The sequence below is a fragment of the Chryseobacterium cheonjiense genome, from assembly GCF_012927265.1.
GTDB lineage: Bacteria > Bacteroidota > Bacteroidia > Flavobacteriales > Weeksellaceae > Chryseobacterium > Chryseobacterium cheonjiense.
The window spans coordinates 942,122-968,835 of record NZ_JABBGF010000001.1 but is presented as its reverse complement, the minus strand read 5'-3'; the positions used below and the strand labels follow the sequence as shown (position 1 = coordinate 968,835).

Here is a 26,714-nt window from a genome sequence, read left to right as displayed (position 1 = left end):
CTTTTTTTGTTTATTTTTGATCTCATGAATCTATATGAGCTTTTCGTAAAGCCCTACGAAACCTACACAAACCTGCAGATTTTCCTTGAAGCCTTCGCTACTGTATTCGGAATTCTAAGCGTTTATTTTTCCATTAAAAAGAATATCTGGGTCTATCCTACCGGTATTATTTCGACATTGATTTATGTATACATTCTTTTCAATTTCGGGCTGTTGGGCGACTGCATGATTAATGTTTATTATACCGTAATGAGTATTTATGGATGGATTCTGTGGGCAAAAAATTCGGAAGACCATGTTCATGTGGAGGTATCATGGGCTACAAAAAAAGAATGGCTGTATGGGATTTTACTTTTTGCCTTAAGTTTAATCTTAGTAACTGTAGTGTATTATTATAAACCGTACATCGACAACAGTTTTTCAATGGAAAACGTCAGTCTGGGTTTGTACCACCTGGATTGGGGCAACTGGCTGGATGTTGTAACCACTTCCGTATTTCTGGTGGGAATGTGGTTTATGGCAAAAAGACGTATTGAAAACTGGATCTTCTGGATCATTGGAGATTTTATCTGCATTCCGATGATGATTTATAAAGGTCTCGGTATCACTTCGGTTCAATATTTGGTATTTACTATAATGGCAGTCCAGGGCTATATTACCTGGAAGGAAAGTTTAAGAAAAAAGTCAGAAAAGTCATGAAAAATTTATTAAAAATAGCATTTAGCGTTGTAACGATAGCAAGCTTAGCATCGTGTACAGCATATACAGATCCTTACGCAAGTACATATGGAGATCCGTACTATGATAACGGATATTATTACGCCCCTCAGGGTTATTATGGCGGCGACGGATATTGGGGAAACGATGGGTATTACTACCGGAACAATATGAACTATTATTATGATAACGGCATGCCGTACTACTATCAGAACTATAATAATTCAAGACGGAAAGTTTATATTGAGAGAAGATCTGATGGTACAGTAACCTCTGCAAGGCCTAATAACGGATTCAGAGGAGGTGTAAATGACGGTACTTCCAATAATAACGGAAGTTTCAGAAACAGCAACAAGCAGAATAACAGCCAGAGACCAAATAACGGCTTCAGGAACCAGCAGCAGAATACGCAGAAACCTCAAAGCAACAGCGGAGGCTTCAGAAATAACTCTTCGGGCAATTCTAACAACGGTGGTTTCAGGAACAGTTCAGGATCTACAACCCAGCAAGCTCCATCGCAGCCGAATACCAATCGGAATACCAATGGAGGCGGATTTAGATAAAACGATTATAAATAAGAAAACGGGCAGCTAACACTGTTCGTTTTTTATTTTAATTGTAGTAATTTTGCCAGCTTAATTTATATAAATATCAGCTCCATGGAATTTTACAAATATCAGGGTACAGGAAATGATTTCGTAATGATTGACAATCGTTCGGGAGAATGGGATGATCTTTCAATTGCCAGTATTCAGAAACTTTGTCACCGCCGCTTCGGAATCGGTGCAGATGGACTGATTAAAATAAATAAGGCAGAGGGATTTGATTTTGAAGTGGATTATTATAATTCAGACGGCTCAAAAAGCTTTTGCGGAAACGGTGCCCGCTGCTCAGTGGCATTTGCTTTTTTTCTTGATATTTTTGAAAGTAAATGCAGCTTTACAGCCATTGACGGAGCGCATGAAGCGGAAATCCATAACGGAATTGTAAAACTGAGAATGAATGATGTGGAAACCATCTCTCAAGATGGCAGCGATACTGTGATGGACACCGGCTCGCCACATTACGTCAAGTATGTTAAAGATCTCGTTAATTATAATGTTTTTGCAGAAGGAAGCGGAATCCGAAATTCTGAAAATTACAAAGAAAAAGGAATCAATGTGAACTTCGTGGAAAAAATTAATGATGGGGAAATATTTGTAAGAACCTATGAACGAGGTGTTGAGGACGAAACCTACAGCTGTGGTACCGGAGTTACAGCTTCGGCTTTAACTTTTCTCCAAAATAACAATCTAATTTCCGTGAATGTACAGACTTTAGGAGGAAATCTTAAAGTATATGCTGAAAAAAACGGAAATTCTTTCACAAACATTTGGCTGGAAGGTCCTGCAAAACAAGTTTTTAAGGGAAAAACAGACCTTTTATAAAAAATATAATCAAACGATACATGAAAAAAGCTATACTCATCATTATCCTGCTTGTTTTTGTAATAGGTGGATTTTTTGGTTTTAGATTTTATACTAAATATTACGGGAATAATATTAAAAAGGACGGATATGTTTTAATTCCCCATAATGCCGGCTTTAAACAGATCTTAGATTCTGCCGCAAAATATGTGGATAGCAAAGAAGCCTTTGCAGCAGTAGCCAAAGAAAAAGATCTGGAAAAATATTTCAAACCCGGGCGCTACCATTTTCAGAAAGGATTGGGAAATGCTCATCTCGTGAATATGATTAAAGCGGGAAACCAAAGTGAGAACAGCTTTAGAATCGGTGATTTCGGAGACGTTTATCAGATGCTTGGTAAAGTAACCAAAAAAACGGAACTTGATTCTTTACAATTTGTAAAAGGACTGAACACCATTGCGGCTGAAAAAGGGTATAACAGTGCAGAAGATCTTAAAAAATATTTCTTTATCGATACGTATAACTTTTTCTGGACGGTAACACCGGAAGAGTTTTTCAAAAAGTTTAACGATCAGTATAACGAGTTCTGGAATTCTGAAAGAAAAGCAAAAGAGCAGGAGTCCGGGCTTACAAGAGAACAGATTTATGCATTAGCTTCTATTGTTTATAAAGAATCCGGCGGTAAAAAGGATGAAATGAAAACGATTGCAGGGCTTTATCTTAACCGCTACAGAAAAGGTATGAAATTACAGTCGGACCCGACGGTAATTTATGCCATTAATAAACAGACTAATTTCCAACGACCCATTAAAAGGGTTTTCTATAAACACTTATCTACGCCATCTCCCTATAATACTTACGCCAATAAAGGTATTCCTCCCGGGCCTATCTGTGTAGTAGATAAAAATTCTGTTGACGCAGTTTTAAATGCTGAAAAAAACGATTATATTTTTATGTGTGCCGATCCTGCAAGATTAGGATACCACAAGTTCACTGCAAGTGCCGAGCAGCATGCGATTAACGCAAAAGCGTATCAGGACTGGCTAAACTCTAACAACATAAAATAATAATCATAATTAACTTTTTTTAACAATTTAATAATTAACATTTCGCGTTTTAAAGCGACATATATATTTACAAATAATAAATTAGGCTTAATATTTGAAGTTAGAATCAATTGATAATTTCATAATATTAAGAGAAATCTTTCACGATTTTACACAAAAAATACCTTATGAATCAGACGGAAATCATTAACATTTTTACAAAAAAAACCTTAGGACTTACTTTTGTACTTTCGGCAGCAGCTTTGGCTTTTGCACAGGAGAAGGTAGGTATTTCGGGATCAGTCGTCAGCAAGAACAACCAGCCCGTTCCTTATGCTTCTGTTACATTCAGTAATAAAGCAAACAAACAGTTCAGCGATGCAGCTCTTACCGATGAAAAAGGACAATATAAGCTTGACCTTACTCCCGGACAGTATGACATTACTGTTGAGGCAATCGATTACAAAAAGAGTGTCGTTACAAAACAGATTGCAGCGGCAGGAAATATCGGAGCGCTTTCTATCGACCCGGAAACCAGTGCAACCAACATTAAAACAGGAGAAATTCAGGGAGTTGTTATTACAGCACCCTCTACGAAACCGTATAAAGTTGAGCTGGATAAGAGGACCTATGATCCTTCTCAGGATATTGTAAGCAAAGGAGGAAATCTCCAGGATGTTCTGTCCAATGTCCCTTCAGTTTCTGTAGATACCGACGGAACAGTTTCAATGAGAGGTAGTTCTAATGTAAGGTTTTTGATTAACGGTAAACCATCTGCATTATTAGGAATTGACGATGGCGCCAATGCTTTACAGAGTATTCCGGCTGATCAAATTGAGAGAATTGAAGTCATTACCAACCCCTCTTCTAAATTTGAAGCAAGCGGAACAGCAGGGATTTTAAATATTATTTTAAAGAAAAATAAGAAAACAGGATTCAACGGAAGTATAACTGGAACATTAGGATACCTTCCACAAACTAACCTGAATACCAATTTAAGCTGGAGAAAAGGAAACTTTACCTGGTTCCTGAATGGGGGCGGAGGATACAGAGAATCTAAAAATACCAGCAGAAATGATGATTACTTCAGCAATGCAGTGCGTGATGACGATCAGATACAAAGAAACACAAACTCCGAAAACAATAGCAAGAACATCAATTATAATGCTTCTGCCGGAATCGTTTATGATATTACCGATAAAACTTCTGTGAATGCATCCGGTACGGTAAGAACATTCGATAATGAAAGTGTAGGAAATATTGATTATTTCTACGATTTCTTAAGAATTCCAAACAGTACTTCCCGTAGAATCAATTTAGGTACAAATAACAACCTTGCATTTCAAGGAGATTTTGGATTAGATCATAAATTTGACGATAAAGGACAAAATTTATCACTATCATTAAGCCTGCAGAGAAATCGTTCTTATAATGATACTGATATTGATCAGACGCGTGACGGTTTATTTGAGTTAAAAAATATTGTCAATCAAAACACCATCAATAGAACCATAATTGCCAAAGCTGATTATGAACTTCCACTTGGTGAAAATTCTAAGCTTGAAGCTGGTTACCGTTTAGATGTCAACAATAACGATTACAGTAATGACGTACAGCAAAGTACTAAAGTCACTCCTGTTTTATCTTTCTTAAAACCATATACTTATGATGCTACATATAAGGAAATGTTTAATGCTTTCTATGTACAGTTTAAAAGTAAAATCGGAAACTTGGGATATCAATTAGGTCTAAGAGATGAAATTTCAAATATTGATATTTTTTATAAAAACTTAGTTCCTACAAGCCCTGCTTTAAATACCAGAAAGAATTATAACAATCTCTTTCCAAGTGTATATTTAAGCTACGAATTTGCAAAAGATAATCAGTTATTATTGAATTATACAAGGAGAATTGACCGTCCAAGATCATTCTTCATGATTCCAAACCCTAATTATAACGATAACCAGAATATTTTTGACGGTAATATTGATCTAAATCCTTCATATGTTGATTCTTATGAATTCGGGTATAGTATTTCCAAGAAAAAATTTACAATCAATCCTACATTATATTACAGACACCAGACCGACGACACTAAAATGTTAGTATATAACAAATTAGCTGAAGATGAGAATGGAAATATCCTTATTCCTAAAGTTATTGAGTCTCATACAAAACCAATTAATCTTGGTACTGATGATCGATTCGGATTGGATCTAAACTTTAATTGGGATGCAACAAGTTGGCTGAAATTCCTCGGAAATGTTGATTTATTCGGATATAATACTAAAGGAAGTACTACTTATGATACTTTTGATTTTGATGGAAACCCTACCCAAGCCATTGCTAATTTTGAAGGAAAGGGATTTTCAACAAGAGCCCGGCTTACTTCTACAGTAAAAGTTGACAAAACATTCAGCTTACAGGTTCAGGGCTTCTACAGAGGAGGTCAAAAAACAGCATATCAGGATAGAAAAGACATGTATGCGATTAATTTCGGAGCATCGAAAACAATATGGAATGGTAATGCTACCATCTCTTTCAATATTCAGGATATCTTTAATACGAGAGCGATGAGATCTACCACTTATACGGTGAATAGTATAAGAGATTCCTACATGCAGTGGCAACCACGACAGTTCGCTCTTTCCTTTACCTACAGATTTAAACAGGGGGAAAAAGTGGAGCAGCCAAAACGCAAAAAAGACATCAACTCCAACGCTACCGGAGATGATCAGCAGGGCGGACCAATGTAAGCTCTAAACACATAAAAAAATCCCGAAAAATATTTTTCGGGATTTTTTTATTTTGCGGCTTCTGCTCTGGAATTTTTTTCCATTTCAGCTTCATAGATTCTTTTTCTCAAATCACTGGAAGAAAACCGATGGTCTCTTTTGTTGTAAAAGATCTCAATACCTTTTTCCTCACAATATTTTTTACCGGTAAAATCCTTATCCATATAGTCATCACCGATAATCCTTACATCAATTACAAATGATTTTAGAATATCTTCAAGATCCTGTTCTGTATAATAAGGTATGATTTCATCCACAGCATTTACTGCTCTTAGCTGAATATACCGCTCTACAATAGTTTGTGTAGGCTTATTTTTGTTCGGACGGTCATGAGAAGGATCAATTTGCAGACCCACGATAAGGTAGTCACAAACAGTTTTCGCCTCTTCAAGCATTTTAATATGTCCGGCATGGAGTAAGTCGAAAGACGAAAACGTAATGCCAATTCTTTGTGTTTTCATAATAAATTTCTTTTTTTAATTAAATTTTAAATATTCCTTGCATTAAGATACTTCTGCCATTCCCATACCGTTTTTAATGATTCTTCCAAAGAAGTTTCAGATTTCCATCCGAGTTCTCGTTCCGCTTTATCTACATTCGCATATGCAATCGTAATATCTCCTTCCCTGCGCTCACAGATCTGATAAGGAACCTCAACATTATTTGCCACTTCGAAGGCTTTAATAACTTCCAAAACAGACGATCCTTTACCAGTTCCGAGGTTGTAAATATCAATAACAGCGCCATCTGCCGTGTCTTGCATTAATTTTTGCAATGCCGCCACATGAGCCTTAGCCAGATCAACTACATAAATATAATCCCGAATCGCCGTTCCGTCGGGCGTGGGATAGTCATTGCCCCAAACATTCAACTTTTCACGGATTCCTGCAGCTGTCTGCATTACGTAGGGTACTAAATTATTAGGAATCCCCATTGGTAACTCACCAATTTTGAAAGAAGGGTGCGCCCCGATCGGATTAAAATATCTTAAAAGACAAATTTTTCTCTGGTACGCTTTCGCAAAATCAGCTAAGATTTCCTCGCCCATCTGCTTTGTTTTACCATAAACACTTTCAGGCATTTTTAGCGGTGTATTTTCATCAATCGGCATCGTATCCGCCTGGCCGTAAACTGTACAGGAAGAACTGAAAATGAAATTGGAAAGTCCTCTTTCTTTAAATTCCTGCAAGATATTGATCAGAGAGAACAGATTGTTTTCATAATAATCAACCGGTTTTATCTGGCTCTCTCCCACCGCTTTTGAGGCGGCAAAATTAATACAGCCGTCAATAGAATGTGCATCAAAAACCTGGGTTAAAAGCTCTCTTCTTTTTAAATCAAAAGGATAAAAGACCGGTTTCCTGCCCGTAATATTTTCAATATTTTTTAATATAAATTTCTCCGAATTGGATAAATCATCTACAATAACAACTTCAAAATTGTTATTCAAAAGTTCCACCACCGTGTGTGAACCGATATATCCTAAACCTCCTGTTACGAGTATTGCCATATTGTATTTTTTTGGACTTTGTCAAAGTTGAAAGTCTTTGACAAAGTGTGTTTTTTTAATCATTACGTGTTCCTATTTTATCTACTTCAGATGTATCTAAAGTAAACTTTCTCTTATTATTTAAATAAATGAGTGAAGAAAAAATTATAGTAAATAATATTATTATAGCGATAAGCAAATATCTTGATTCATTTTTTTCATGCTTTAGGTAATGAATATTAAAATCATAAAAATTTAGCATCATAGCTAAAAAATATGCTAGACTAAGATACATTACAGCCTTTATTGGCTTTACAAAAAGTAAAATTAAAGCGGTCATATAAACAGTTATATAACCGATATATAGTAATATTTCAACACTTTGATTTTTATATCTTAAATTATACTTTTCAAAAAAAAACAGAGCATACAAGCTTAATGAAGAAATTGTAAAAAGAATTAAACAAATAACAACATTAGCAATATATAATTTCTTACTATTGAAAATATTCCTTTTCATTATTTCATAAACTCAAGCACCGCATCTGCAATATATTTCAGCTGCTCTTCATCCAGTTCCGTATGCATCGGAAGAGAAATAACCTCATCAAGCAGCTTATCAGTGTTTACAAAATCGGCATCATTGCTTTCCTGAAAATAAGCCTTTTGTTTTCTTAGGGCAACAGGATAATAAATCATGGCCGGAATTTCCTTTTCCGTTAAAAATTTCTGAAGGTCATTGCGTTTACCATTAAGGATTCTCAACGTGTACTGGTGGAAAACGTGAGTAGAATTCTCCGCTCTTTTCGGCGTTAAAATGTGCTCATGCCCTGCAAAAGCCTCATCGTAATAATCGGCAGCTTTGTTTCTTGCTTCATTATAATTGTCAAGGTGCGGAAGCTTTTTTCTCAAAATAGCAGCCTGAATACTGTCCAATCTTGAGTTTACTCCAACTTCATCATGATAATATCTTTCGTACATGCCATGATTCACGATTCCTCTTAAACGATGTGCTAATTCATCATTATTGGTAAAAATGGCACCTCCGTCGCCATAGCATCCGAGATTTTTAGAAGGAAAAAAAGAAGTGGTTCCTACGGTAGACATTGTTCCCGCTTTTTTTACACTTCCGTCGGAAAATGTAAATTCTGCACCGATCGCCTGGGCATTATCTTCGATAACGTATAAATTATGCTGTTCAGCAATTTTTAAAATTTCTTCCATATTGGCACACTGCCCGAAAAGATGAACCGGAATAATGGCCTTTGTTTTTGGGGTGATCGCTTTTTTAATCGCTTCTGTAGAAATCGTAAACGTATCATAATCAACATCTACCAGTACCGACTTAAGTTTAAGCAAATGAATGACCTCAACCGTTGCTGCAAAAGTAAAATCTGCAGTAATGATTTCATCCCCTTCTTTAAGATCAAGAGCCATTAAAGCAATCTGAAGGGCATCCGTACCATTGGCACAAGGTATTACGTGGTTTACGTCTAAATAAGACTCTAATTCATTCTGGAAAGACTTTACCTCAGGGCCGTTGATGAAAGCCGCTGAATCCATTACATTTGAAACTGCATTATCTACTTCATTTTTTATCTTGTAATACTGACTTTGTAAGTCAACCATTTGAATCTTTTTCATAAATAAATATTTTTGTAAAAATAAGGAATTTAAAATCCTATCAAAAATTTTATTGATTTTGTTTTATCTTTATATAAAATATCTACATGAAAAAAATTCTACTCTTTTGTCTTTTAACGGGTTATTCAATAAGTTTTGCACAAACCTCGCTTGTTTTCGTGTTCTTTAAAGATAAGCCGAACAAGTCTGCATTTTATGCCAATCCCTTGTCTGAGCTTTCCCAAAAGTCTCTCGACAGACGGACTGCCCTTGGCGTTCCGTTGAATGATCAAGATGCACCTATTGAGCCATCCTACATAACCAATATCCAGAATTTAGGCTTCACCGTTACGGATTATTCAAAATGGCTGAATGGTGTTGCTGTCAATGCTACTCCGGCCCAGGTTTCACTTTTACAAGCCCAGACTTATGTAAATTCTGTAGAAAGCTTTGCCCGAAATACATCAGGTGTGCATAAGATGCAAAATATCAATAAATGGGAAGATCCAAATATCAGTGCAGGAAAAAATCTTACAGTTTTCGATTACGGCTCCGGCGCACAGCAGATTGATCAGATTAACCTCCGTCCGCTCCATCTTGCAGGCTACACAGGAACAGGAGTCACCATTGCTGTGATTGATACCGGCTTTCCCAATGTAAATACAGGCTCGGCGTTCTCACGGCTGTGGAACAACGGACATATCAAAGGCGGATACGATTTTGTAACAAAAACCACAGATATTTATAATCCTTCCCTCAATATACACGGAACGGTAGTCCTCGGTGCCATCGGCGGCTTTGTGCAGGATACTTTCGTAGGATCTGCTCCCGATGCCGATTTTTATCTTTACCGAAGTGAAAATGCCAACGTTGAAATTCCCGAAGAAGAAATTTATTGGATCGAAGCTGCCGAAGAGGCAGACCGGAAAGGCGTTGATATGATCACAACGTCTTTGGGATATTCTACATTTGATGATCCTAAATACAATTATTCATATGCTAATCTGAACGGAACCACTTCTTTTATAGCACGCGGAGCGGAAATTGCCGTCAACAAAGGAATTTTTGTATTATTTGCAGCAGGAAATTCAGGAGTTCAGCCATGGCATTATATTTTAACGCCGGCAGATAATGCGAAGGTCTTTACCATCGGTTCTGTGGATGCAGCAGGAGCGTCTTCGGATTTTTCCTCTTACGGACCGAATTCTGTGGGAGTCATTAAACCTGATGCCAGTGCAAGAGGGACAGCAGCGATTACGGTGAGCAATAACAATTCTACACTTCCGGTAAGCGGAACCTCTATCGCCACGCCCATTGCCGCAGGAGGCGTAGCATGTCTCATCCAGGCATTTTCTACAATGAACAGGGATTTGATGAGAGACAAACTTAGACAGACCGCATCACTTTATCCTAATCATACTGATCAGATGGGCTTTGGAATTCTTAACTTCGGAAGCCTGTACAACAATGTTTTAAACACTTCTGAATTGGTGAAGAAAAACAATATTGTCATTTTCCCGAATCCGGTAAAAAATATCCTCAATATTGCTTCAGAAAAAGAAATTACATCACTGGAAGTGTATGATAATTTAGGAAGATTGATCACCACGGTTAATAATCAAAAATCCATAAAAGTTGAAGATTTCAGCAAAGGAGTTTACTATCTGAAAATCAAAACAAAAGATGCAATCTATTATGAAAAATTTATAAAAGAATAAAGCAAAACCTCTCAGTTCGAGAGGTTTTTTATTGAATTTATGTCAGAAGCTGAGTTCATCAAAATCTTTAATTTCAGATAAAAGAACAGGCTTTTGAATATCAACTTTAGACCATGTTTCTTTGAAAACCTCTTCACGGTCTTCCTCGTCTTTATTGATATTATCTTTGAACTGTTTTTTACCCGTTAAGAAGTTAATGCTCGTTTCGTTTTGCACAATCGCCCCTCCAGAGCTAGCATCATAACCAATCAACTGGAAATCATTTTTTCTGAATTTAAAAGTATAGGTCCAATATCCATATCTGCCGTGCATATAATTAACATAGAGATTATTTTTGTCTATGGAGACCTCCATTTCCGGAGCATAATACACGCCGCCATCTTCATTTTCGGATGAAAAGCAGTTGTTGTTTTCTAAAATCTTTTTATAGCTGTTATCTTCTGTTTTAAACAAGATAATAATTCCCCTACGGTTGCGATCCAGTTTTCCACGATACTCATCGGTGACTATTTTATCTTTCTTTGTCCCTTTGATAATCAGCACATGATCTTTGCGCCCGTCGTTATTCAGATCTCCTTCCACCTCATTAAAAAGCACAAATCCTTTTGGTATAAAATCAGCAGGTTTTTTCTTATCAGCAGTTTTTACATAATCTTCCAAAACTTTTTCTACCGATAATGCTTCATTTTTAGCAGCTGGCGGCAACTGGCTTTCTTTAGATTTATTACAACTTTCCAACAAAAATAAGGCAGTAAGAATCGATACTGAAAAGAATATATTCTTCATAATTTTTACGCTGAATTTCTGCTGGCATTGATATTTCCAAACAGAGAACGGGTCACCAGCTTTTCGTATGCCTCTTTATTCCCTTCCCCTTTCTGAATTTTGATCAGCGCATATTGCTGAATGCTCAACAGCGGAAGAACAATTCTTTCGCGGATCTTTACGGATTTTCTGGAAAGCGGATCTTCCTGTTGGAGCATGGTGAAGCCGGTAAGCTCAAGCATGATATTTTTAGAAAGGTTATATTCATCAAAAAGAACATTCCAGAAAGCACCGAACTTCGGATTATTTTTAATATAATAGGTTAATGGAAAATACGTCTTATTCATACTCATCATCGAGTTTAAAACCAATGTTTTAAAGAAATCGGAACCTTTATACAACGCAATTACTTCATCAAACCTTCCCTGCTCTTTCATCTGCTGCATGGCAAATCCGAACCCGAAAAATCCGGGAACGTTCTGCTTGAGTTGCGACCATGATCCAACGAAAGGAATGGCTCTTAAATCTTCAAATTTAAGTTCATTTCCTGCACCTCTTTTCGACGGGCGGCTTCCGATATTGGTTTTCCCGTAGTATTCCAGCGTACTCATTTCCTGAAGATAAGGAACAAACATCGGGTGCGCTTTCAGATCAGAATATTTTTTATAGCTGATGTCGGCCAGTTCGGCAATCAGCGATCTTTCTTTTTCCGTAAGGTCTTTTTTGGAATTTTTGAACACATCATTTTCCACGCCGGCGGTTAACAGCTGCTCAAAATTATATTTTGCCTGCTCCTTATTCCCGAAAATGCTGGTAATCGTCTGTCCCTGAATCGTTAATTCAATTTTATTATTGGCAATGGTTTTTCCTTGGGAGGCATAGAAATCGTGGGTTTTTCCACCGCCTCTTGCAGGTGGGCCGCCTCTTCCATCGAAGAAGACCACTTTAATTCCGTTTTGTTCGGAAAGTTGTGTTAACACTTCTTTTGCTTTGTAAATTTCCCAATTGGCTTTCAGATAGCCCCCGTCTTTCGTACCATCAGAAAAACCAAGCATGATCGTCTGCTGATTTCCTCTTCTTTGCAGATGCTTTTGATATATAGGATTCGCATACAGCTCGGCCATCACGTTTTCTGCATTGGCAAGCCCTTCCATCGTTTCAAACAGCGGAACAATATCCATATTGATCTCTTCATCACGGTAACTGCAGATTTTGAAAAAAGCATACACATTCATGACGTCTTTAACGGCGTCAGAGTTTGAAATAATGTACCGGTTCATTCCTCTCGATCCGTTGAGTTCCTGGATATCGGAAACCTGGGCAACCGTAAGCAAAGTATCTTTAACAATATCTTCAAAATCTTCAGGATTTACTTTTTCCGAAACCTGAATCAGGCGATTGAATTTCTCTTCATAATCAGCTTCTTCATTTCCGATGATTTGGGCATAAACTTCATCAATCACTTTCTGATGAATCCTGCTGTCCTGGCGAACATCCAATGTTGCAAAATGAGTCCCGAAAATTCTCACCCGGTCCCTGAAATCGGTCAGCAGGTCGATAAATAACGAATTATGCTGTTCTTTAACGATTTTTTCCGCTTCATCAATCCTTGCGATGATATCTTCCGCCGTTATTTTTTCATTTCTAAATATAGCTGAATACAATTCATTGCTTAGTTTTGTTAACACTTCCGAAACGCCTCTGAAGCTTAATCTTCTTCGTACCGATTTTAAATTATTATAATATGCTTTCAGAATTGCTGAATGAAGTTCTTCGGCCACTCTTTTGGTGACATCGGCTGTTACAAACGGGTTTCCATCGCGGTCTCCACCCGGCCAGAAGCCAAGCTGGATCAGGTCTTCATGAAGGTGGAAATGTTCACTCCCGAAGATTTCTTTTATTTTCGTAAAAAGCTCCCCAATCGTATCATAATATACATATCTCAGGTAAAAAATGATGCTCATTGCCTCATCAATCGGAGTAGGCTTTTCTTTGTTAACGAAAGGTGTTTTTCCCAATTGCTGCAGAAGCATATCGATATTGGTGATGGAATCTGTTGTGATCGCATTTCTGAGGTCGTGAAGGATTCTCTGCACCGAGTTCGGATAAAACTGGGTGGGATGCGCGGTAAAAACAATTTTTATGGCAAAATCTTTCAGCTTTTCACGGACTAATTCAAGCTTGTGATCCTGAAGTGAATGCTCGTAAAGGTTGGTCACCGTTCCTTTGTCGCTTTCGGAATGAAGATTGGGAAAGGCAGCATCTTCAATACTGTCAAATAAAACGACCTGTCTTTCAATATACTGTATGATTTTAAAAAGCAGTTCAAGTTTCTGCTCTTCGGTTTGTAAATCGGTATGGCTTTTAAAGAATTCTTCAACGATTTCTTCTGGTGTTTTTCCTGCTTCGTAGCCGGTTTTGCTTTCTTCACAAAGAAAAGGAAGGAGCATCCCGATGTTCGTCATTTTATCATAAGGCAGGCTCATAAACAATGAATTGTAGATCTGGAACTTATTTTCCACGATCTGCCTGAATTTTTCTGCGCGTTGGTCGTGTATCATATAACAAATGTAGGAGATTTTGGATTGAATTCAAATGGTGCTTTATTTAAAAATAATTTAATTACGGATATTTTGTTTGATTAAATATAATAGTCTTCACAATTAGAAACAATTTGTAAAATATTTGACTTATCGTAAAAGCATTTTAATTATTTATACTTTAAGTCCATTCTTAATACTAAATATTAATTATTTTTATACCTTATTAATCCGAATCATCATGAAAAAATTAATCCTATTCCTCCTCCCGCTTCTTCTTTTCACCGCCTGCGGTGAAGATTGCTATAATCCGCCACAGCCTATTGTTTTTGAATTTGTGAATGCTGCCGGGGAAAACCTTATTGCCAACGGGACGCTTACTACTTATTCTATACAGGATGAAAATAATGTGGGCATTCAGCTCACCAAAACTTCAGAGAACAGGGTATTGCTGGAAAATGTAGGAGCGTACAACGGTACAAAGAATTATAAGTTTTATTCTAATGTCAAACTTTTTGATTTCTCAATCGAATCAGCTGAATTCAACAGCGGCTGCGAAGGCTATCAGATCAAGAAACTGACTTTTACCGGCGTGGGATTTGATGTGAAAGATGAAAACGGGTATTACAAAATTATATTCCAGTAAATTTCCTTTTTACTTGTTTAAACTTTTTATTAACCGCAAAAGATTTAGATACTTTTAATTAAAGTTCATAAACATAAAGAATAAAGAACACAACAGTTTTTAAAATCTTTGATTTTTATTCTTTTGAAAACTGTGTTTCTCCAGTAACAACTTTAAATAGCCTTTTGTCTCTTTTGTGGTTAAATTTAAAATAGTTTAAACAGCTTTTTTGCTAAATTAAAAAAAACAGAATGAAAGTATTATTTCCGGTTGTATTGTTGTGTTCAGGTTTGGTTTTCAGCCAGAAAACCGTTCCTGCAGATTACCAAAAAATCCCTGAAATCCTTGACAACCCGGAACTCCTCTACCCTTTTATTGTTCCTGACAAAAAATATGATTACTGGTCGGTTCTTAAAAACAATCCCGATCCTGATAAAGCAATCATCTATGAAAGTCAGACCCCGGACTTCATGACACTGAATGATCCCGCTCCCGTAAAAGGTTTTTTTCAGAAATGTTTGGGAGAAAACTGCTTTTCTTATGTGTTGGCGTGTGATAAAGGCCGCACGCAGTATTTTTCGGATGAACAGCAGCTGAGAAATTTTATTGGCTCTGTAGATAATCTGCCGGAAGCCATTTTAATAGCCAATACCTACGGATATATTATGGATACAGGCAATACACTAAGCAGCTCTTACAAGATAGACGAAAAGCATGTTTCACTTTACCTTACAAAGGTAACAGTCAATTCAAAACAAAAAGAATCTTTTTTAATAAAAATCAACAGGAAAAATGGAAAACTGGAGGTAAAAAGCAATGGAACTTATTAATATGAATACATCATTCTTATTTCTATTACTATCCACAGCTTATTTTATACACAGAATTACTTTTTACGTTTAAAATAGGTCCGTATTCTACTATACAGCGTATTCTTTAACTGATTCACCTTTTCAACGAAGCTATAAAGCATTGAAAAATAACAAATTGTACTTGATTGCCTCGTCGGAGCAGTTGATCGGCTCTTCGGAGTGGTTGATCGGCTCTTCGGAGTGGTTGATTGCCCATTCTAAATACTTGATTGATTCATCTAAATGATTGATTCTGTATTCTAAACACTTGATTGATTCATCTAACTTATTGATCCTCTACTCGAAGTGCTTAACGATCTCATCGGAGTAGTTGATGGTCTCATCGGAATGCCTGAATGCCGTTTTATGTAAAAAATTATTATGATGTGTCGGTTCGAGTTATTTTCCGTAATGAAATGGAGGAAAATTGTATCGAGAACTTTTGCTATTAGTAGGTTCTCGATACAAAATTCGTTCAGAATTTCTACTCGAACTGACGAAGTATTATCTTGAAACAGGCAAGGTTAAAGTTTTTTAGTATTTAAATTCCAAAATAATTCCGATAGCTTTCATAAAATTAAATCATTAAAATTTTAAAATTTCATTAACTCTGTTTTCATTAAGCATTGCGTACATTTGAATTAAAATAAATTTAAGGACTATGCTTAATTTCGAGTTTAAAAATCCAACCAAAATACTTTTCGGAAAAGGGGAAATTGCAAAAATCTCCAAAGAAATTCCTTCTGACGCAAGAATCTTAATGATTTATGGTGGCGGAAGCATTAAAAATAATGGCGTTTACGATCAGGTAAAGGAGGCGTTAAAAGATCATGCTATTTATGAATTCGGCGGTGTTCCTGCCAATCCTGAATATGAAGTTCTGATCAATGCGTTACAATTCATTAAAGAAAAAGATATCGATTTTCTTCTGGCCGTTGGCGGAGGTTCAGTAATCGACGGAACAAAATTTCTATCTGCAGCAGCCAATTACGACGGCGAGCCTTGGGAAATTCTTACCAAATCCGTAAGAACTTTTGAAGGAGAAGGATTGCCTTTCGGAACGGTTCTGACATTACCTGCAACAGGATCTGAAATGAATTCCGGCTATGTAATTTCAAGAAGAGAAACCAATGAAAAATTGTCTTCCGGGGGTCCCGGCCTCTTCCCGCAATTTTCAGTATTGGATCCGGAAGTGGTGAAATCGATACCTTCAAGACAAATTGTAAATGGCTTAACAGATGCCTATACTCACGTTTTGGAACAGTATATGACTGCTCCCTCGTCAGCAGATTTGCAGGAAAGGATTGCAGAAAGCATACTGATCAGTCTACAGGAAACGGCGCCCAAAGTTCTGGCCGATGATTTCGATTACGAAGCAGCCGGAAATTTTATGTGGTGCTGTACAATGGCTTTAAACGGACTTATCCAGAAAGGTGTGATTACCGATTGGGCCGTTCATGCAATGGGCCATGAACTGACGGCATATTTCGGAATTGATCATGCGAGAACCTTAGCCATTATTGCGCCTTCTCATTACCGCTATAATTTTGAATCTAAAAAAGGAAAATTGGCCCAATATGCGGAAAGAGTGTGGGCAATAAAGAACGGAACTGTTGAAGAAAAGGCAGAAGCTGGAATCAGAAAGCTGGAAGAATTTTTCCACAGCCTGCACATCCAGACTAAACTTTCGGAATATACCGAAGATTTCCAGGGAACGGCAGAACGAGTGGAAAAGGCATTCACAGAAAGAAACTGGACCGGTCTCGGAGAATACAGAAAACTTACGCCTCAGGATGCCAGGAAGATTGTAGAAATGAGTTATTAAAGAAACAGAAAGCCTGAAGATGAATGATGGAAGTTTCCTAAATCAGGAAATTGATAATCAACCTACGAGAACCATCTGCAAACTTTTGTCAAAATTATTTTGTTTACAAACATTCGTTTAAAAAACCTTGATTTCATTAGAAATATTTCAAATTTATTTATATTTTAGCATATTCTTAAATTTGTAAAAATGAAAAAACAATTACTTTTATTTGCCTTTTCAGCATTCGTGCTTAGTTCTTGTGAAGATGACGATATCCAAGCGTATGAAATGGATATGATGAAAGGTGAATGGAAAATCAGTAAAACAGAAGTAATTTCAGGAAAAGACGATAAAACAGTTCTCGGAACCACTGTTCCAACCGGATGTGAAACCAAAAATACGATGGAATACAGAACGGATTTTTATACCGCTTTTTCAGCTTATACCGGAACAGGAACAGACTGTCAGCTCGCTTACAAATCGGAAGGAACGTATGATTATGATACAGAGACTAAGAATCTAACCATAAAATATACCAATGACAGCCCACGGCCGTATCAGGTAGTTGTTCTTACAAGTTCGGAAATGAAGCTTAAACAGATGTTCGGGAATATTGACCAGAATGGAGATCAGGTGATTGACTACACCTACATTTCTTTAAAAAGATAAAATGAAACTCCCGAGATTCCGGGAGTTTTTTTATGAAACGGAATTTTTAAAATGATTATACAATGAAGAAGATGTTATCAGCATTTCTATTGCTGACTTTTGCCCTTTTCTTTTCACAGGAAAAAAAACCGATGTTCTGGCAGGACATAGAGAATTTCAAAAAACAGGATCAGGAAACACCGCCACCTAAAGATGCCATCCTCCTGATTGGAAGCTCATCATTTACAAAATGGACGGATGTCGCCAATTATTTCCCTGATAAAACCATTATTAACAGAGGCTTCGGCGGTTCAAGATTAACGGATCTTAATTATTTTGCCAATGATCTTTTAAATTACCAGCCAAAACAGATTATTATTTATTGCGGAGAGAACGATTTTGCGGATGATGACAAACTGAAAGCTGATGTTGTGGTAGAACGCTTCAAAACTTTTTATCAGAAAATAAGAGCTAAATTCCCGAAAATTGAAGTTGATTATATCTCCATTAAATATTCTCCGAGCCGCGAAAAGCTTTGGCCGCAGATGAAAGAAGCCAATAAAAAAATTGCCGCTTTCATGAAAAAACAGCCGAATGCAGAGTTTATTGATATCACTAAAGTAATGCAGGATGCTAAAGGCAATGTAAGAAAGGATCTTTTTGTAGAAGATATGCTTCATATGACGCCGGAGGGTTACAAACTCTGGACTTCCGTAATGAATCCTTATATGAAATAAATGAGAGAATCGGTTAGAAATTTACCGCTTTATCAAAAAGCCGGGGAAATCTACGAAACGTTAAAGATCATTACTGATCTGTTTCCTGAAGATAATGACTATCTGCAACATCTAAAGATTAATCTGCTTGAAGACAGTATGGTTATTCAGGCTAAAATATCTGGTGCCGAAGCTGTAAAACTATATGACATCAAGATGGAGAATGCCGCAATTATCCGTAAAGCAGCAAGAGATATTATGGTTAGCGGAAATAATCTTGAAATGTTCGGGTTTACAGATTCAAAATATTACAAACTGATCAGAAATCTTATAGAAGAATTCCGCATTTTGTTTGTGGAATGGGTAGCCGGATTTGACCCTAAACATTTTATTGTTGATGATTGGGGATTATTTAATCCTCCGGGAATATCTCACGACTACATTCAGAATGATGACGAACTCGATTTTCTTGATGAGGATGAAGACAATGATTTTTAATTGATAACAACAAAAAACTCCCGAAAATTCGGGAGTTTTTGTTATTTCTTTTTCTTGGATTTTGAAATTGCTTTTTGCTGGGCTCTGTTGGCACCGAACTTTTTCGGCGCTTTTCTTTTGGATGGGCCTCCCCAGTTTTCCTTCTTATTTTTGTCTTTCTTTTCGTGGAATGCTCCTCCCCCTTCATTCAGTTTTACCTGAGCAGGATTTTTCATGGATACCACTTCTTCTTCAGAAGCAATTTTCTTAGGATTAATTTTCACCTCTTCAGGGAAGTCGATAAATTTCAGCTCCTTATCCATCAGCAATTCGATGTCCAGAATCAACGGTTCCTCCTTTTTGGTAACAAATGTCACTGCTTTACCGTCTTTGTCTGCTCTACCCGTTCTACCGATTCTGTGGATGTACTGCTCCGGAATATCCGGAGTTTCAAAATTGATAACATGGGTAATATCCGAAATATCAAGACCTCTCGCCATGACGTCTGTGGTAATAAGACCTCTTATCTCTTCATTTTCAAAACTCTTCATGGCTTTCAGCCTGTAGTTCTGGGACTTATTGGAGTGGATCACATCAAACTGATCAGGGAAAAGCTCATTAATTTTGGTAAAAAGAAGATCTGCGTTTTTCTTATTATTGTTGAAAATCAATACTTTTGACATATCTTCGTCCCGCTTCAATAAATATTCGAGAAGGTTGATCTTCGTATTGAAATTTTCGACTTTATAGGCAGTCTGCTCAATTTTTTCAAGCGGAGTACCTGATTTTGCAAGGGAAATCTCTACCGGACTGGCAAAATACTGGTCCAGCATCTCATCTACAGCATCAGTCATGGTAGCTGAAAAAAGAATGTTCTGTCTCTTCTCTTTCATCATTTCGAAAATATGCGTCAGCTGTGGTCTGAAACCAAGATTCAGCATTTCATCAAACTCATCAATAATCAGCTTCTGAACTTCTTTTAAGGAAATGGCATTATCAATCGCCAGATCCATCACTCTTCCCGGAGTTCCCACTAAAATATCACATCCACTGTCGAACAAAAGTTTCTGCGTATTGATATTTTTACCTCCATAGATTCCGATCACTCTTGCTGTGATATTTTCTGTCAGCTTTTCAATAATTTCCGTCACCTGTACTACAAGCTCCCTTGTGGGCACAAGAATAAGAACCGTAGGATTTCCGTTTTTATTATATTTCCAGGTTTTAAGGACAGGTAAAAGATAGGCCAGCGTTTTTCCTGTACCGGTCTGTGCAATTCCCATCACATCACGCCCTGAGAGTATCGGTTTCAGGCTTTTTTCCTGAATGGGTGTAGGCTCGAATAATTCCAGATCTGCTAAAACATCAAGAATTTTAACCGGAAGGTCAAAATCTGCAAAAGTGAGTTTTTCCATTTTGCAAAGATAGGCAATTAATTTTTGGAAATAAATGCCGCTTTCAGGCTTTTAAATATTGATTTCCGGCTATCTGCGAATGATTTTAAATGCGAGATCACGCCCCATTTCCTGCATAATCGCCAGATTGATCCAGGAAAGCGCAAACTTCTCCAGCAATTCTACTTTATCGGATTTTCCAAAATCTATACATGATCCAAAACCGCAATCCAGCGCCAGTTTTTTAGCAACCTCTTTTGCATTTTCGCTGTCACCTGCCATAAACATATCAATTCCTTCGCCTTTGTATAAAGGATTCAGCATATTTTCAAAACCCGTAGTATTAAAGCATTTTACGACTTCTGCATTTGTTTTATCTGCTAATGCATGGTAAACGGTTTTATATGGTTCCGGAGTTTTCATAATAGCATTGGTCGCATCAATGATTATTTTTCCCGAAGCATCGCCTAACTTTTGCAGAATTTCAAAAATGGCTTCCGGAGGTGTTGCAATGAGAATTACTTCACATTGCTTCACTGCATTTTCTATCACTGCGAAACGGTCTTCACCAATTTTTGTTGCCAAAGCAATATTCTTTTCACTGAGAGGAAACTGCGCTCCTATCAAAACATTGTGTCCGGCTTTAATCCATTGCTGGGCCAATGCTCCGCCTACATTTCCCGAACCGATAATTGCAATATTCATAATTTATTGTTGATTTAGATTATACTGATGATATTATTTACGATTGACAGGACAAATATAGTTTCCTATTTGGATAAAAATCTATATTGTCTATCTTTGTGAGAAACACACAAAAATGTAAGTATGCCTGATTTTATTTCGGATAATCATCTTTTTCATAATCCGGTGGAATTTGCATTAAGCAAAATCGGAGGAACCTACAAAATGCCTATTCTCTGGCGTGTAAAAGACAAGCCATGGCGTTATTCTGAGCTAGCCGGCAGTATTCCCCATATTTCGCACCGGATGCTTTCCAAATGCTTGAAAGAATTGACGGAGGACGGTTTTATCACAAAAGAAATTTTTCCGGAGGTTCCGCCTAGAACAGAGTACTCTATCACTGAAAGAGGTAAAAAGGCTTCTGAGATCGTTGCCATCCTCAGAAATTACGGAACGGAACTTATGCACGATTACGGAATTAAATCACACTAAGAAAATCTGTTATTTCCTGGTAATTCTCAGCAAAATAATAATTGTTAGTATTACCGAAAATACAAATCCGAGAACGGCTACAAGAGACATTTCCCCGATTTTAGGGCCGGATTCCGAAACAAAGACAATTGCTGTAGCAATGATGTTTGCACCAAGTATCATTGTAAGAATGAGATTAACAACACTTGATTTTATTAACTGGTTGGTTTTCTCAATATTTTTAATTTCGCTGGTGACGGTGAATTTATTTTCGTCAAGTTTCTGCAGCACGGAACGTAATTCTCTTGGGATTTCATCTACATTATCGGTAAAGGTCATCATTTTATCCATCCCGGTTTTGAAAATATTCTGCGGACTGATCTTTTTGGCGAATATTTTTTTCGTGTAAGGATGCAGGCTTTTAACAACATCGAGGTCGGGATTAATGGTGCGCCCTACTCCCTCAATCAATCCTATTCCTTTGAAGAGAAGATAGAAATAATCCGGCATGTAGAGTCGGTTATCCTTTAATACATCTTTCATCTTGTTCATGACCGCGTGAGGGTCTATTTCTTTGAGAGAAGTACTGTGCACAAACTCCAAAATGTCTTCCACATCGCCTTCGAATCTTCTTTCGTCCGGGATCTGGTAGCTTACTGCCATTTTTTTGAGATACCGCACGATCTTATGAGGATTTTTTGCGACAAAACTTACAATGAGATCTTCCAGGATTTCTTTATCGTTCGGAGGGATCTTACCTACAGCGCCAAAGTCTATGAAAACTACTTTCCCGTCTTTTTTCACCAGAATATTCCCTGCGTGAGGGTCTGCGTGAAAAAAACCATAGTCGAGAATCTGCGAAACAAAAAGCCGTAATCCTGCTTCGGAGACATTAACCGGACTTATAGAATTGGCCAGAAGTGTGGCTTTGTCCGTTACTTTAATTCCATCTACAAACTCCATACATAGGATATTGTTGTTGGAAAATTCTTCATAAACCAGCGGAACGTAGGTTTCTTTGCTGTTTTTAAAATTTCTCCTGAACTGAAGAATATTTTCTTTCTCATTAATCAAGGAAACTTCTTCCAGCAGGGATTTTTCAAAAGTGGAAATGGCCTGTTTCAGATTAAGTTTTTCTCCGATTTCAGAATAGGATGAAATGAGTTTTTCGAGATCCTTGATCAACAAAAGGTCGTCTTCAATGATTTTCTGTACATCCGGCTTTTTTATTTTAAGGATAACCTGTGTTCCGTCTGTAAGCACAGCTTTGTACACCTGTGCGATGGAAGCAGTCGCCAAGGGTTCTTCCTGAATTTCTGAAAAGTAGTCCGAAACTGCGATATTAAATTCATTTTCGAGAATTTCGGGAACGTTCATTTCTACCTTATCTACTTTATCCTGAAGTTTCTGGAGCTCCTGAATGAGTTCCGGCGGAAGAAGGTCTTCCCGGTTGCTGAATGTCTGGCCAAGCTTTACAAAGGTAGGTCCCAGCTCTTCCAAAGCCAGCCTTATTCTTTCATAAACAGTTCCTTTTGAGATAATTTCTTCGGGGTCTGAAGAAATCTCAGCCTGCTTATTTCCAACATTCATTCTTGCCAGAAGATCTTTGAATCCGTATTTGCTTAATACGGAAATCAGTTTTGCAGATCTTTTCAGTTTTCGCTGTTGCTTATCGAACATAATTTATAAAAGTAATAAAAAAACAATCCACAAGCATCCAAAAAGTATTCCTAATCATTAAAAAAGCTTTGTCCAAAGACAAAGCCGGTAGATATTTATACGACGAAAAGTTTTTTCCATCTTGAAACCGTATTGCGGCTCAGTTTATAATGCAAAGCCAGCTTGGTATTGTTGAGGCCGTGTTCTTTCTGAAATTCAAGAATCTTAATAATGGTAGACTTGCTGTACGACCGGTGTTGCTGATTGGATTTGATAACATCCTGTGATACAGGGGTAAATATGATATTATTAATAGCAATTACATCAAGTTCCGTGAGGTTTTTTTTGCTCAAAATTTTACCGCACTGTTCTTTTTTTTCCGGGAACTTCTTTTGCAGGATATCTGTATATATTTTTTTAAAATCTGGTTGAGATATTTTTTTTTTCATGTTATCCGTTATTTAAATTACCGTATTTCTTGGTCCATCTGTGCAGCGTAGATTTCGGAATTCTGTATTCCTTCACAATCTGGGGCATTGTTTTTTCCTGGGTTTCTATAAGCTCAACAATAAAGTCGATCACTTCCCTTGTATAGATACTCTTGCGGAAATTGGGAAGCAAAGATTTTTTTTCTGTCTGCTTATCTACTTTGGAAGGCGGGGCATAGAGAATAAGATGTTGCGAGTATATCCTGAAAAAATCGTACTCCAGAAGTTTGCTCCATCTCATGAGAATGTCGCTGTCTAAACTTTTGGACTGATACATTTCTTCTACTTTGTCTTTTGTCGTTTTCAGGAACTTGCAGATTCTTTCGAAATCAGTTCCAGTATCGTCGACCCGGGTCTTTATGATACTTCCTATGTGTATTTCTTTGTAGTCAAATTTCATCCTTTTAGTATTATATGTGAAAATAAAAATGGTGTTTAATATTTTGGCTGAATAAAATTCTCTATCCCCGATAGAAAAGGTGAGATAGAAACACTACGAAAAATACCAGAAACTGAAACTTTGCAATCCGTGTGCAATGTATTATTCATTACCAGATGATTTTATTGTGTTTGTATTTATTTAATGGAGAGCACCGATAACATTATGATTCTTCAGCAAAATAAAATCAATTTCAGCAGTTTGTATTTTTAAGAATTGAGGGAATTGTAAGAAGGTATAAAATCTTCGATCGTTCTGTAAAGATTCATTAAAATCCGGTTTCTTCATGAATATTCTATGGTTCAGGTTTGTCAGGTTAAAGTTTTTTTTGGTGTAATATTAGTTTTATTTAAACTAAACTATTTCTACAAATTTAGCTAAAACAAAACAATAATACAATATATTTAAAGCATTTACATTTAAATATTAATATTAGAGTTATTTATTGATTTATGGGACTAAGCTAAATATTATTTGTAAATATTTACCTAGTTTTATTACCAACGTTTATCTTCGTATTTTTATTATCTACTATACTAATATTACATTATTATTGTTATGTAGTGTTTAATAATTTGTAAAAATTTCGTAGACATTTTTCAAGAGTAATTATTTATAAGTATTGATATTAATTTTAATAACATTTTAGAGATAGGACTAAAAAAACACCTCTTGTTGTAGAGGTGTTAAGATTTACAATTCGGAATTAATGAAAATAATTAAGAAATATTATTTTTCAGATAGGTTTCATAAAGATCTTTCCTTCGGTCTTTCATGACCTGTACAGAGCCATGGTGATGGAGATCTTTAAGAAGATTTAAATCTACATCTACAATCAGTGTCATTTCTGTATTGGGTGTAGCTTCTCCTTTAACGGCATTTGACGGGAAAGCAAAATCCGACGGGGTAAAAACTGCCGCCTGCCCAAACTGAATGTCCATATTGTTAACCCCCGGAAGATTTCCTACGCAGCCCGCAATAGCAACATAGCATTCATTTTCAATGGCTCTTGCCGCTGCACAGTGCCGAACTCTCATATACGCGTTTTGAGTATCTGTAAGATATGGAACGAAAAGAATCTTCATCCCCTGATCTGCCAAAATTCTCGGCAGCTCCGGAAATTCAACATCATAGCAAATTACAAGTCCTATTTTTCCGCAATCGGTATCAAAAACCCTGATTTCGCTTCCGCCTTTCATTCCGTAATATTTTTTTTCATTAGGCGTAATGTGAATTTTCCTGTATTCATCCACTCTTCCGTCTCTGTGAAGAAGGTAACTTACATTATACAGATCATTATTTTCGAAAACCGGCATGCTTCCGGAGATAATATTGACATTGTAACTGATGGCCAGATCAGAAATTTTCATTTTGATTTCTTCCGTTAATTTGGCGAGCTCAATCATGCTGTCTCTTTCGGAAAGCTTGTTGAAAGGAGCCAGTAAAGGGGTATTGAACAACTCCGGAAAGAGGACGAAGTCTGCTTTATAGTCTCCCATCACATCTACAAAAAACTCTACCTGTTCGTAAAATGCATCAATATCTTTAAAATGTCTCATCTGCCACTGGACAAGTCCCAAACGAATAATACTGTCCTGCATGGTATTGGGCTTTTTACTGTAGTAAATATTATTCCATTGCAGGAGCACGGCATTTTCTTTTGAAGATTCGTCTTCGGGAAGATATTTTTTCAAAACCCTGATGGGCAAAAAATTATTTGAAAGCTGAAAGGAAAGCACCGGATCATAAATTTCCTTATCCCTAACTCTTCTGATATATTCTCTTGGCGAAAGCTCGCTGTGCTTATGGTAATTCGGGATTCTTCCTCCTAAAATGATCGATCTTAAATTTAATAATTCACATAATTCTTTTCGGGCATCGTACAATCTCCTTCCTAATCTCAATTCACGAAATTCAGGATCGACGAAGACTTCTATTCCATACAGAACATTTCCTGTGGCAATATGTGTATTGAATGTATAATTTCCGGTAATATCGCTGTAGGTGTGGTCATCTCCGAATTCATCATAGTTTACAATAATGGAAAGTGCCACAGCTGCCAGTTTTCCGTCAACGGTAATGCAGATCTGTCCCTGAGGAAATATTCTTGTTAATTTTTCTATGCTTTTTTTTGACCAGACATATTCGGACATTTGCGGATAAGCTCTCCTCATTGTTTCTACCAGCTCGTCATAATCCTGGACGGATAATGGTCTTGTTTCTATTTGCATTGGATGTAATTTTACCTAAATTTAGGGAAAAACTGAGACTTATCTATAATACACAAGTTTTTAAACGCAAAAGTCACAAAAGGTTTGATTTATTTAAGCTACGTGTTGAATACAAAAAGCTAACA

At 36.9% G+C, this 26,714-nt stretch carries 25 protein-coding genes; 13 read left to right on the top strand and 12 right to left on the bottom strand.

Translation table 11 applies throughout. The features are described 5' to 3' along the window. Positions 1 to 24 precede the first annotated feature (24 nt). The 5 genes from pnuC to HHL20_RS04505 all read left to right on the top strand — a co-directional run bounded on the left by pnuC (position 25) and on the right by HHL20_RS04505 (position 5,925). Entirely contained in the window at positions 25 to 699 is a 675-nt protein-coding gene (gene pnuC / locus HHL20_RS04525) for a nicotinamide riboside transporter PnuC (protein ID WP_169229985.1), read from the top strand. Further along, entirely contained in the window at positions 696 to 1,280 is a 585-nt protein-coding gene (locus HHL20_RS04520; protein ID WP_169229984.1) for a hypothetical protein, read from the top strand. The genes pnuC and HHL20_RS04520 overlap by 4 nt, the downstream gene beginning before the upstream one ends. Before the next feature lie 96 nt (positions 1,281 to 1,376). Further along, positions 1,377 to 2,144, top strand: a complete 768-nt coding sequence (gene dapF, locus HHL20_RS04515; protein WP_169229983.1) for a diaminopimelate epimerase — start codon at positions 1,377 to 1,379, stop codon at positions 2,142 to 2,144. Positions 2,145 to 2,164: 20 nt separating this feature from the next. Further along, complete coding sequence (mltG, locus tag HHL20_RS04510) at positions 2,165 to 3,190, top strand: endolytic transglycosylase MltG (protein WP_169229982.1); 1,026 nt, start codon at positions 2,165 to 2,167, stop codon at positions 3,188 to 3,190. 167 nt (positions 3,191 to 3,357) lie between these two features. Beyond that, positions 3,358 to 5,925, top strand: a complete 2,568-nt coding sequence (locus HHL20_RS04505) for a TonB-dependent receptor (RefSeq protein WP_169229981.1) — start codon at positions 3,358 to 3,360, stop codon at positions 5,923 to 5,925. A 47-nt stretch (positions 5,926 to 5,972) separates the two neighbouring features. On the opposite strand, the gene HHL20_RS04500 is transcribed toward HHL20_RS04505, so the two are convergent. From HHL20_RS04500 to HHL20_RS04485, 4 genes are read right to left on the bottom strand one after another with little or no spacing between them, the layout of a single operon-like run. Beyond that, positions 5,973 to 6,425: an adenylyltransferase/cytidyltransferase family protein gene (locus tag HHL20_RS04500; protein ID WP_169229980.1), complete on the bottom strand. Its 453-nt coding sequence runs from the start codon at positions 6,423 to 6,425 to the stop codon at positions 5,973 to 5,975. Positions 6,426 to 6,451: 26 nt separating this feature from the next. Then, a complete protein-coding gene (galE, locus tag HHL20_RS04495) occupies positions 6,452 to 7,474 on the bottom strand; it encodes a UDP-glucose 4-epimerase GalE (protein WP_169229979.1) in 1,023 nt (340 codons plus the stop codon). Positions 7,475 to 7,529: 55 nt separating this feature from the next. Further along, a complete protein-coding gene (locus HHL20_RS04490) occupies positions 7,530 to 7,973 on the bottom strand; it encodes a hypothetical protein (protein WP_169229978.1) in 444 nt (147 codons plus the stop codon). Further along, positions 7,973 to 9,097 (bottom strand): DegT/DnrJ/EryC1/StrS family aminotransferase, encoded by a 1,125-nt coding sequence (locus HHL20_RS04485; RefSeq protein WP_169229977.1) that lies wholly within the window; start codon positions 9,095 to 9,097, stop codon positions 7,973 to 7,975. The genes HHL20_RS04490 and HHL20_RS04485 overlap by 1 nt, the downstream gene beginning before the upstream one ends. 86 nt (positions 9,098 to 9,183) lie before the next feature. On the opposite strand from HHL20_RS04485, the gene HHL20_RS04480 reads away from it, so the two are divergent. Continuing rightward, positions 9,184 to 10,794, top strand: coding sequence for a S8/S53 family peptidase (locus tag HHL20_RS04480; protein ID WP_169229976.1), 1,611 nt, complete (start codon positions 9,184 to 9,186; stop codon positions 10,792 to 10,794). 42 nt (positions 10,795 to 10,836) lie between these two features. Here the strand turns inward: HHL20_RS04480 and HHL20_RS04475 are convergent, their stop codons facing one another. Beyond that, on the bottom strand, positions 10,837 to 11,580 hold the full coding sequence (locus HHL20_RS04475; RefSeq protein ID WP_169229975.1) for a hypothetical protein: 744 nt from the start codon (positions 11,578 to 11,580) through the stop codon (positions 10,837 to 10,839). Positions 11,581 to 11,585: 5 nt separating this feature from the next. Next, positions 11,586 to 14,120, bottom strand: a complete 2,535-nt coding sequence (locus tag HHL20_RS04470) for a phosphoenolpyruvate carboxylase (protein ID WP_169229974.1) — start codon at positions 14,118 to 14,120, stop codon at positions 11,586 to 11,588. A gap of 220 nt (positions 14,121 to 14,340) precedes the next feature. Here HHL20_RS04470 and HHL20_RS04465 point away from each other — a divergent pair, with 220 nt between their 5' ends. From HHL20_RS04465 to HHL20_RS04440, 6 genes are all read left to right on the top strand, one after another. Beyond that, positions 14,341 to 14,745 (top strand): hypothetical protein, encoded by a 405-nt coding sequence (locus HHL20_RS04465; protein WP_169229973.1) that lies wholly within the window; start codon positions 14,341 to 14,343, stop codon positions 14,743 to 14,745. Between the two features lie 230 nt (positions 14,746 to 14,975). Further along, entirely contained in the window at positions 14,976 to 15,554 is a 579-nt protein-coding gene (locus tag HHL20_RS04460; protein ID WP_169229972.1) for a hypothetical protein, read from the top strand. Between the two features lie 682 nt (positions 15,555 to 16,236). Further along, on the top strand, positions 16,237 to 17,400 hold the full coding sequence (locus HHL20_RS04455; protein ID WP_169229971.1) for an iron-containing alcohol dehydrogenase: 1,164 nt from the start codon (positions 16,237 to 16,239) through the stop codon (positions 17,398 to 17,400). Positions 17,401 to 17,589: 189 nt separating this feature from the next. Beyond that, positions 17,590 to 18,051, top strand: coding sequence for a lipocalin-like domain-containing protein (locus HHL20_RS04450; RefSeq protein WP_169229970.1), 462 nt, complete (start codon positions 17,590 to 17,592; stop codon positions 18,049 to 18,051). Between the two features lie 62 nt (positions 18,052 to 18,113). Then, a complete protein-coding gene (locus HHL20_RS04445; RefSeq protein WP_169229969.1) occupies positions 18,114 to 18,767 on the top strand; it encodes a GDSL-type esterase/lipase family protein in 654 nt (217 codons plus the stop codon). Continuing rightward, positions 18,768 to 19,244 (top strand): hypothetical protein, encoded by a 477-nt coding sequence (locus HHL20_RS04440; RefSeq protein WP_169229968.1) that lies wholly within the window; start codon positions 18,768 to 18,770, stop codon positions 19,242 to 19,244. It begins immediately after the preceding gene. A 41-nt stretch (positions 19,245 to 19,285) separates the two neighbouring features. Here HHL20_RS04440 and HHL20_RS04435 read toward each other — a convergent pair whose 3' ends face one another. Next, positions 19,286 to 20,638 carry a DEAD/DEAH box helicase gene (locus HHL20_RS04435; protein WP_169229967.1) on the bottom strand — a complete coding sequence of 451 codons (1,353 nt, stop codon included), beginning with the start codon at positions 20,636 to 20,638 and terminating at the stop codon, positions 19,286 to 19,288. Between the two features lie 69 nt (positions 20,639 to 20,707). Further along, the gene (locus tag HHL20_RS04430; RefSeq protein ID WP_169229966.1) at positions 20,708 to 21,322 is read right to left on the bottom strand and encodes an NADPH-dependent F420 reductase; all 615 of its coding nucleotides are present in this window, start codon (positions 21,320 to 21,322) and stop codon (positions 20,708 to 20,710) included. A gap of 123 nt (positions 21,323 to 21,445) precedes the next feature. Between HHL20_RS04430 and HHL20_RS04425 the strand changes: the two genes are divergently transcribed. Continuing rightward, positions 21,446 to 21,793, top strand: coding sequence for a winged helix-turn-helix transcriptional regulator (locus HHL20_RS04425; protein ID WP_169229965.1), 348 nt, complete (start codon positions 21,446 to 21,448; stop codon positions 21,791 to 21,793). Between the two features lie 9 nt (positions 21,794 to 21,802). On the opposite strand, the gene HHL20_RS04420 is transcribed toward HHL20_RS04425, so the two are convergent. The 4 genes from HHL20_RS04420 to HHL20_RS04405 form a co-directional block, all read right to left on the bottom strand. Beyond that, positions 21,803 to 23,452, bottom strand: a complete 1,650-nt coding sequence (locus HHL20_RS04420) for an ABC1 kinase family protein (protein ID WP_169229964.1) — start codon at positions 23,450 to 23,452, stop codon at positions 21,803 to 21,805. Between the two features lie 95 nt (positions 23,453 to 23,547). Beyond that, entirely contained in the window at positions 23,548 to 23,880 is a 333-nt protein-coding gene (locus HHL20_RS04415) for a helix-turn-helix domain-containing protein (RefSeq protein WP_169229963.1), read from the bottom strand. A gap of 1 nt (position 23,881) precedes the next feature. Then, positions 23,882 to 24,319 (bottom strand): transposase, encoded by a 438-nt coding sequence (locus tag HHL20_RS04410; protein ID WP_169229962.1) that lies wholly within the window; start codon positions 24,317 to 24,319, stop codon positions 23,882 to 23,884. Positions 24,320 to 25,077: 758 nt separating this feature from the next. After that, positions 25,078 to 26,589, bottom strand: coding sequence for a carbon-nitrogen hydrolase family protein (locus tag HHL20_RS04405; RefSeq protein WP_169229961.1), 1,512 nt, complete (start codon positions 26,587 to 26,589; stop codon positions 25,078 to 25,080). Between the last annotated feature and the right edge of the window lie 125 nt (positions 26,590 to 26,714).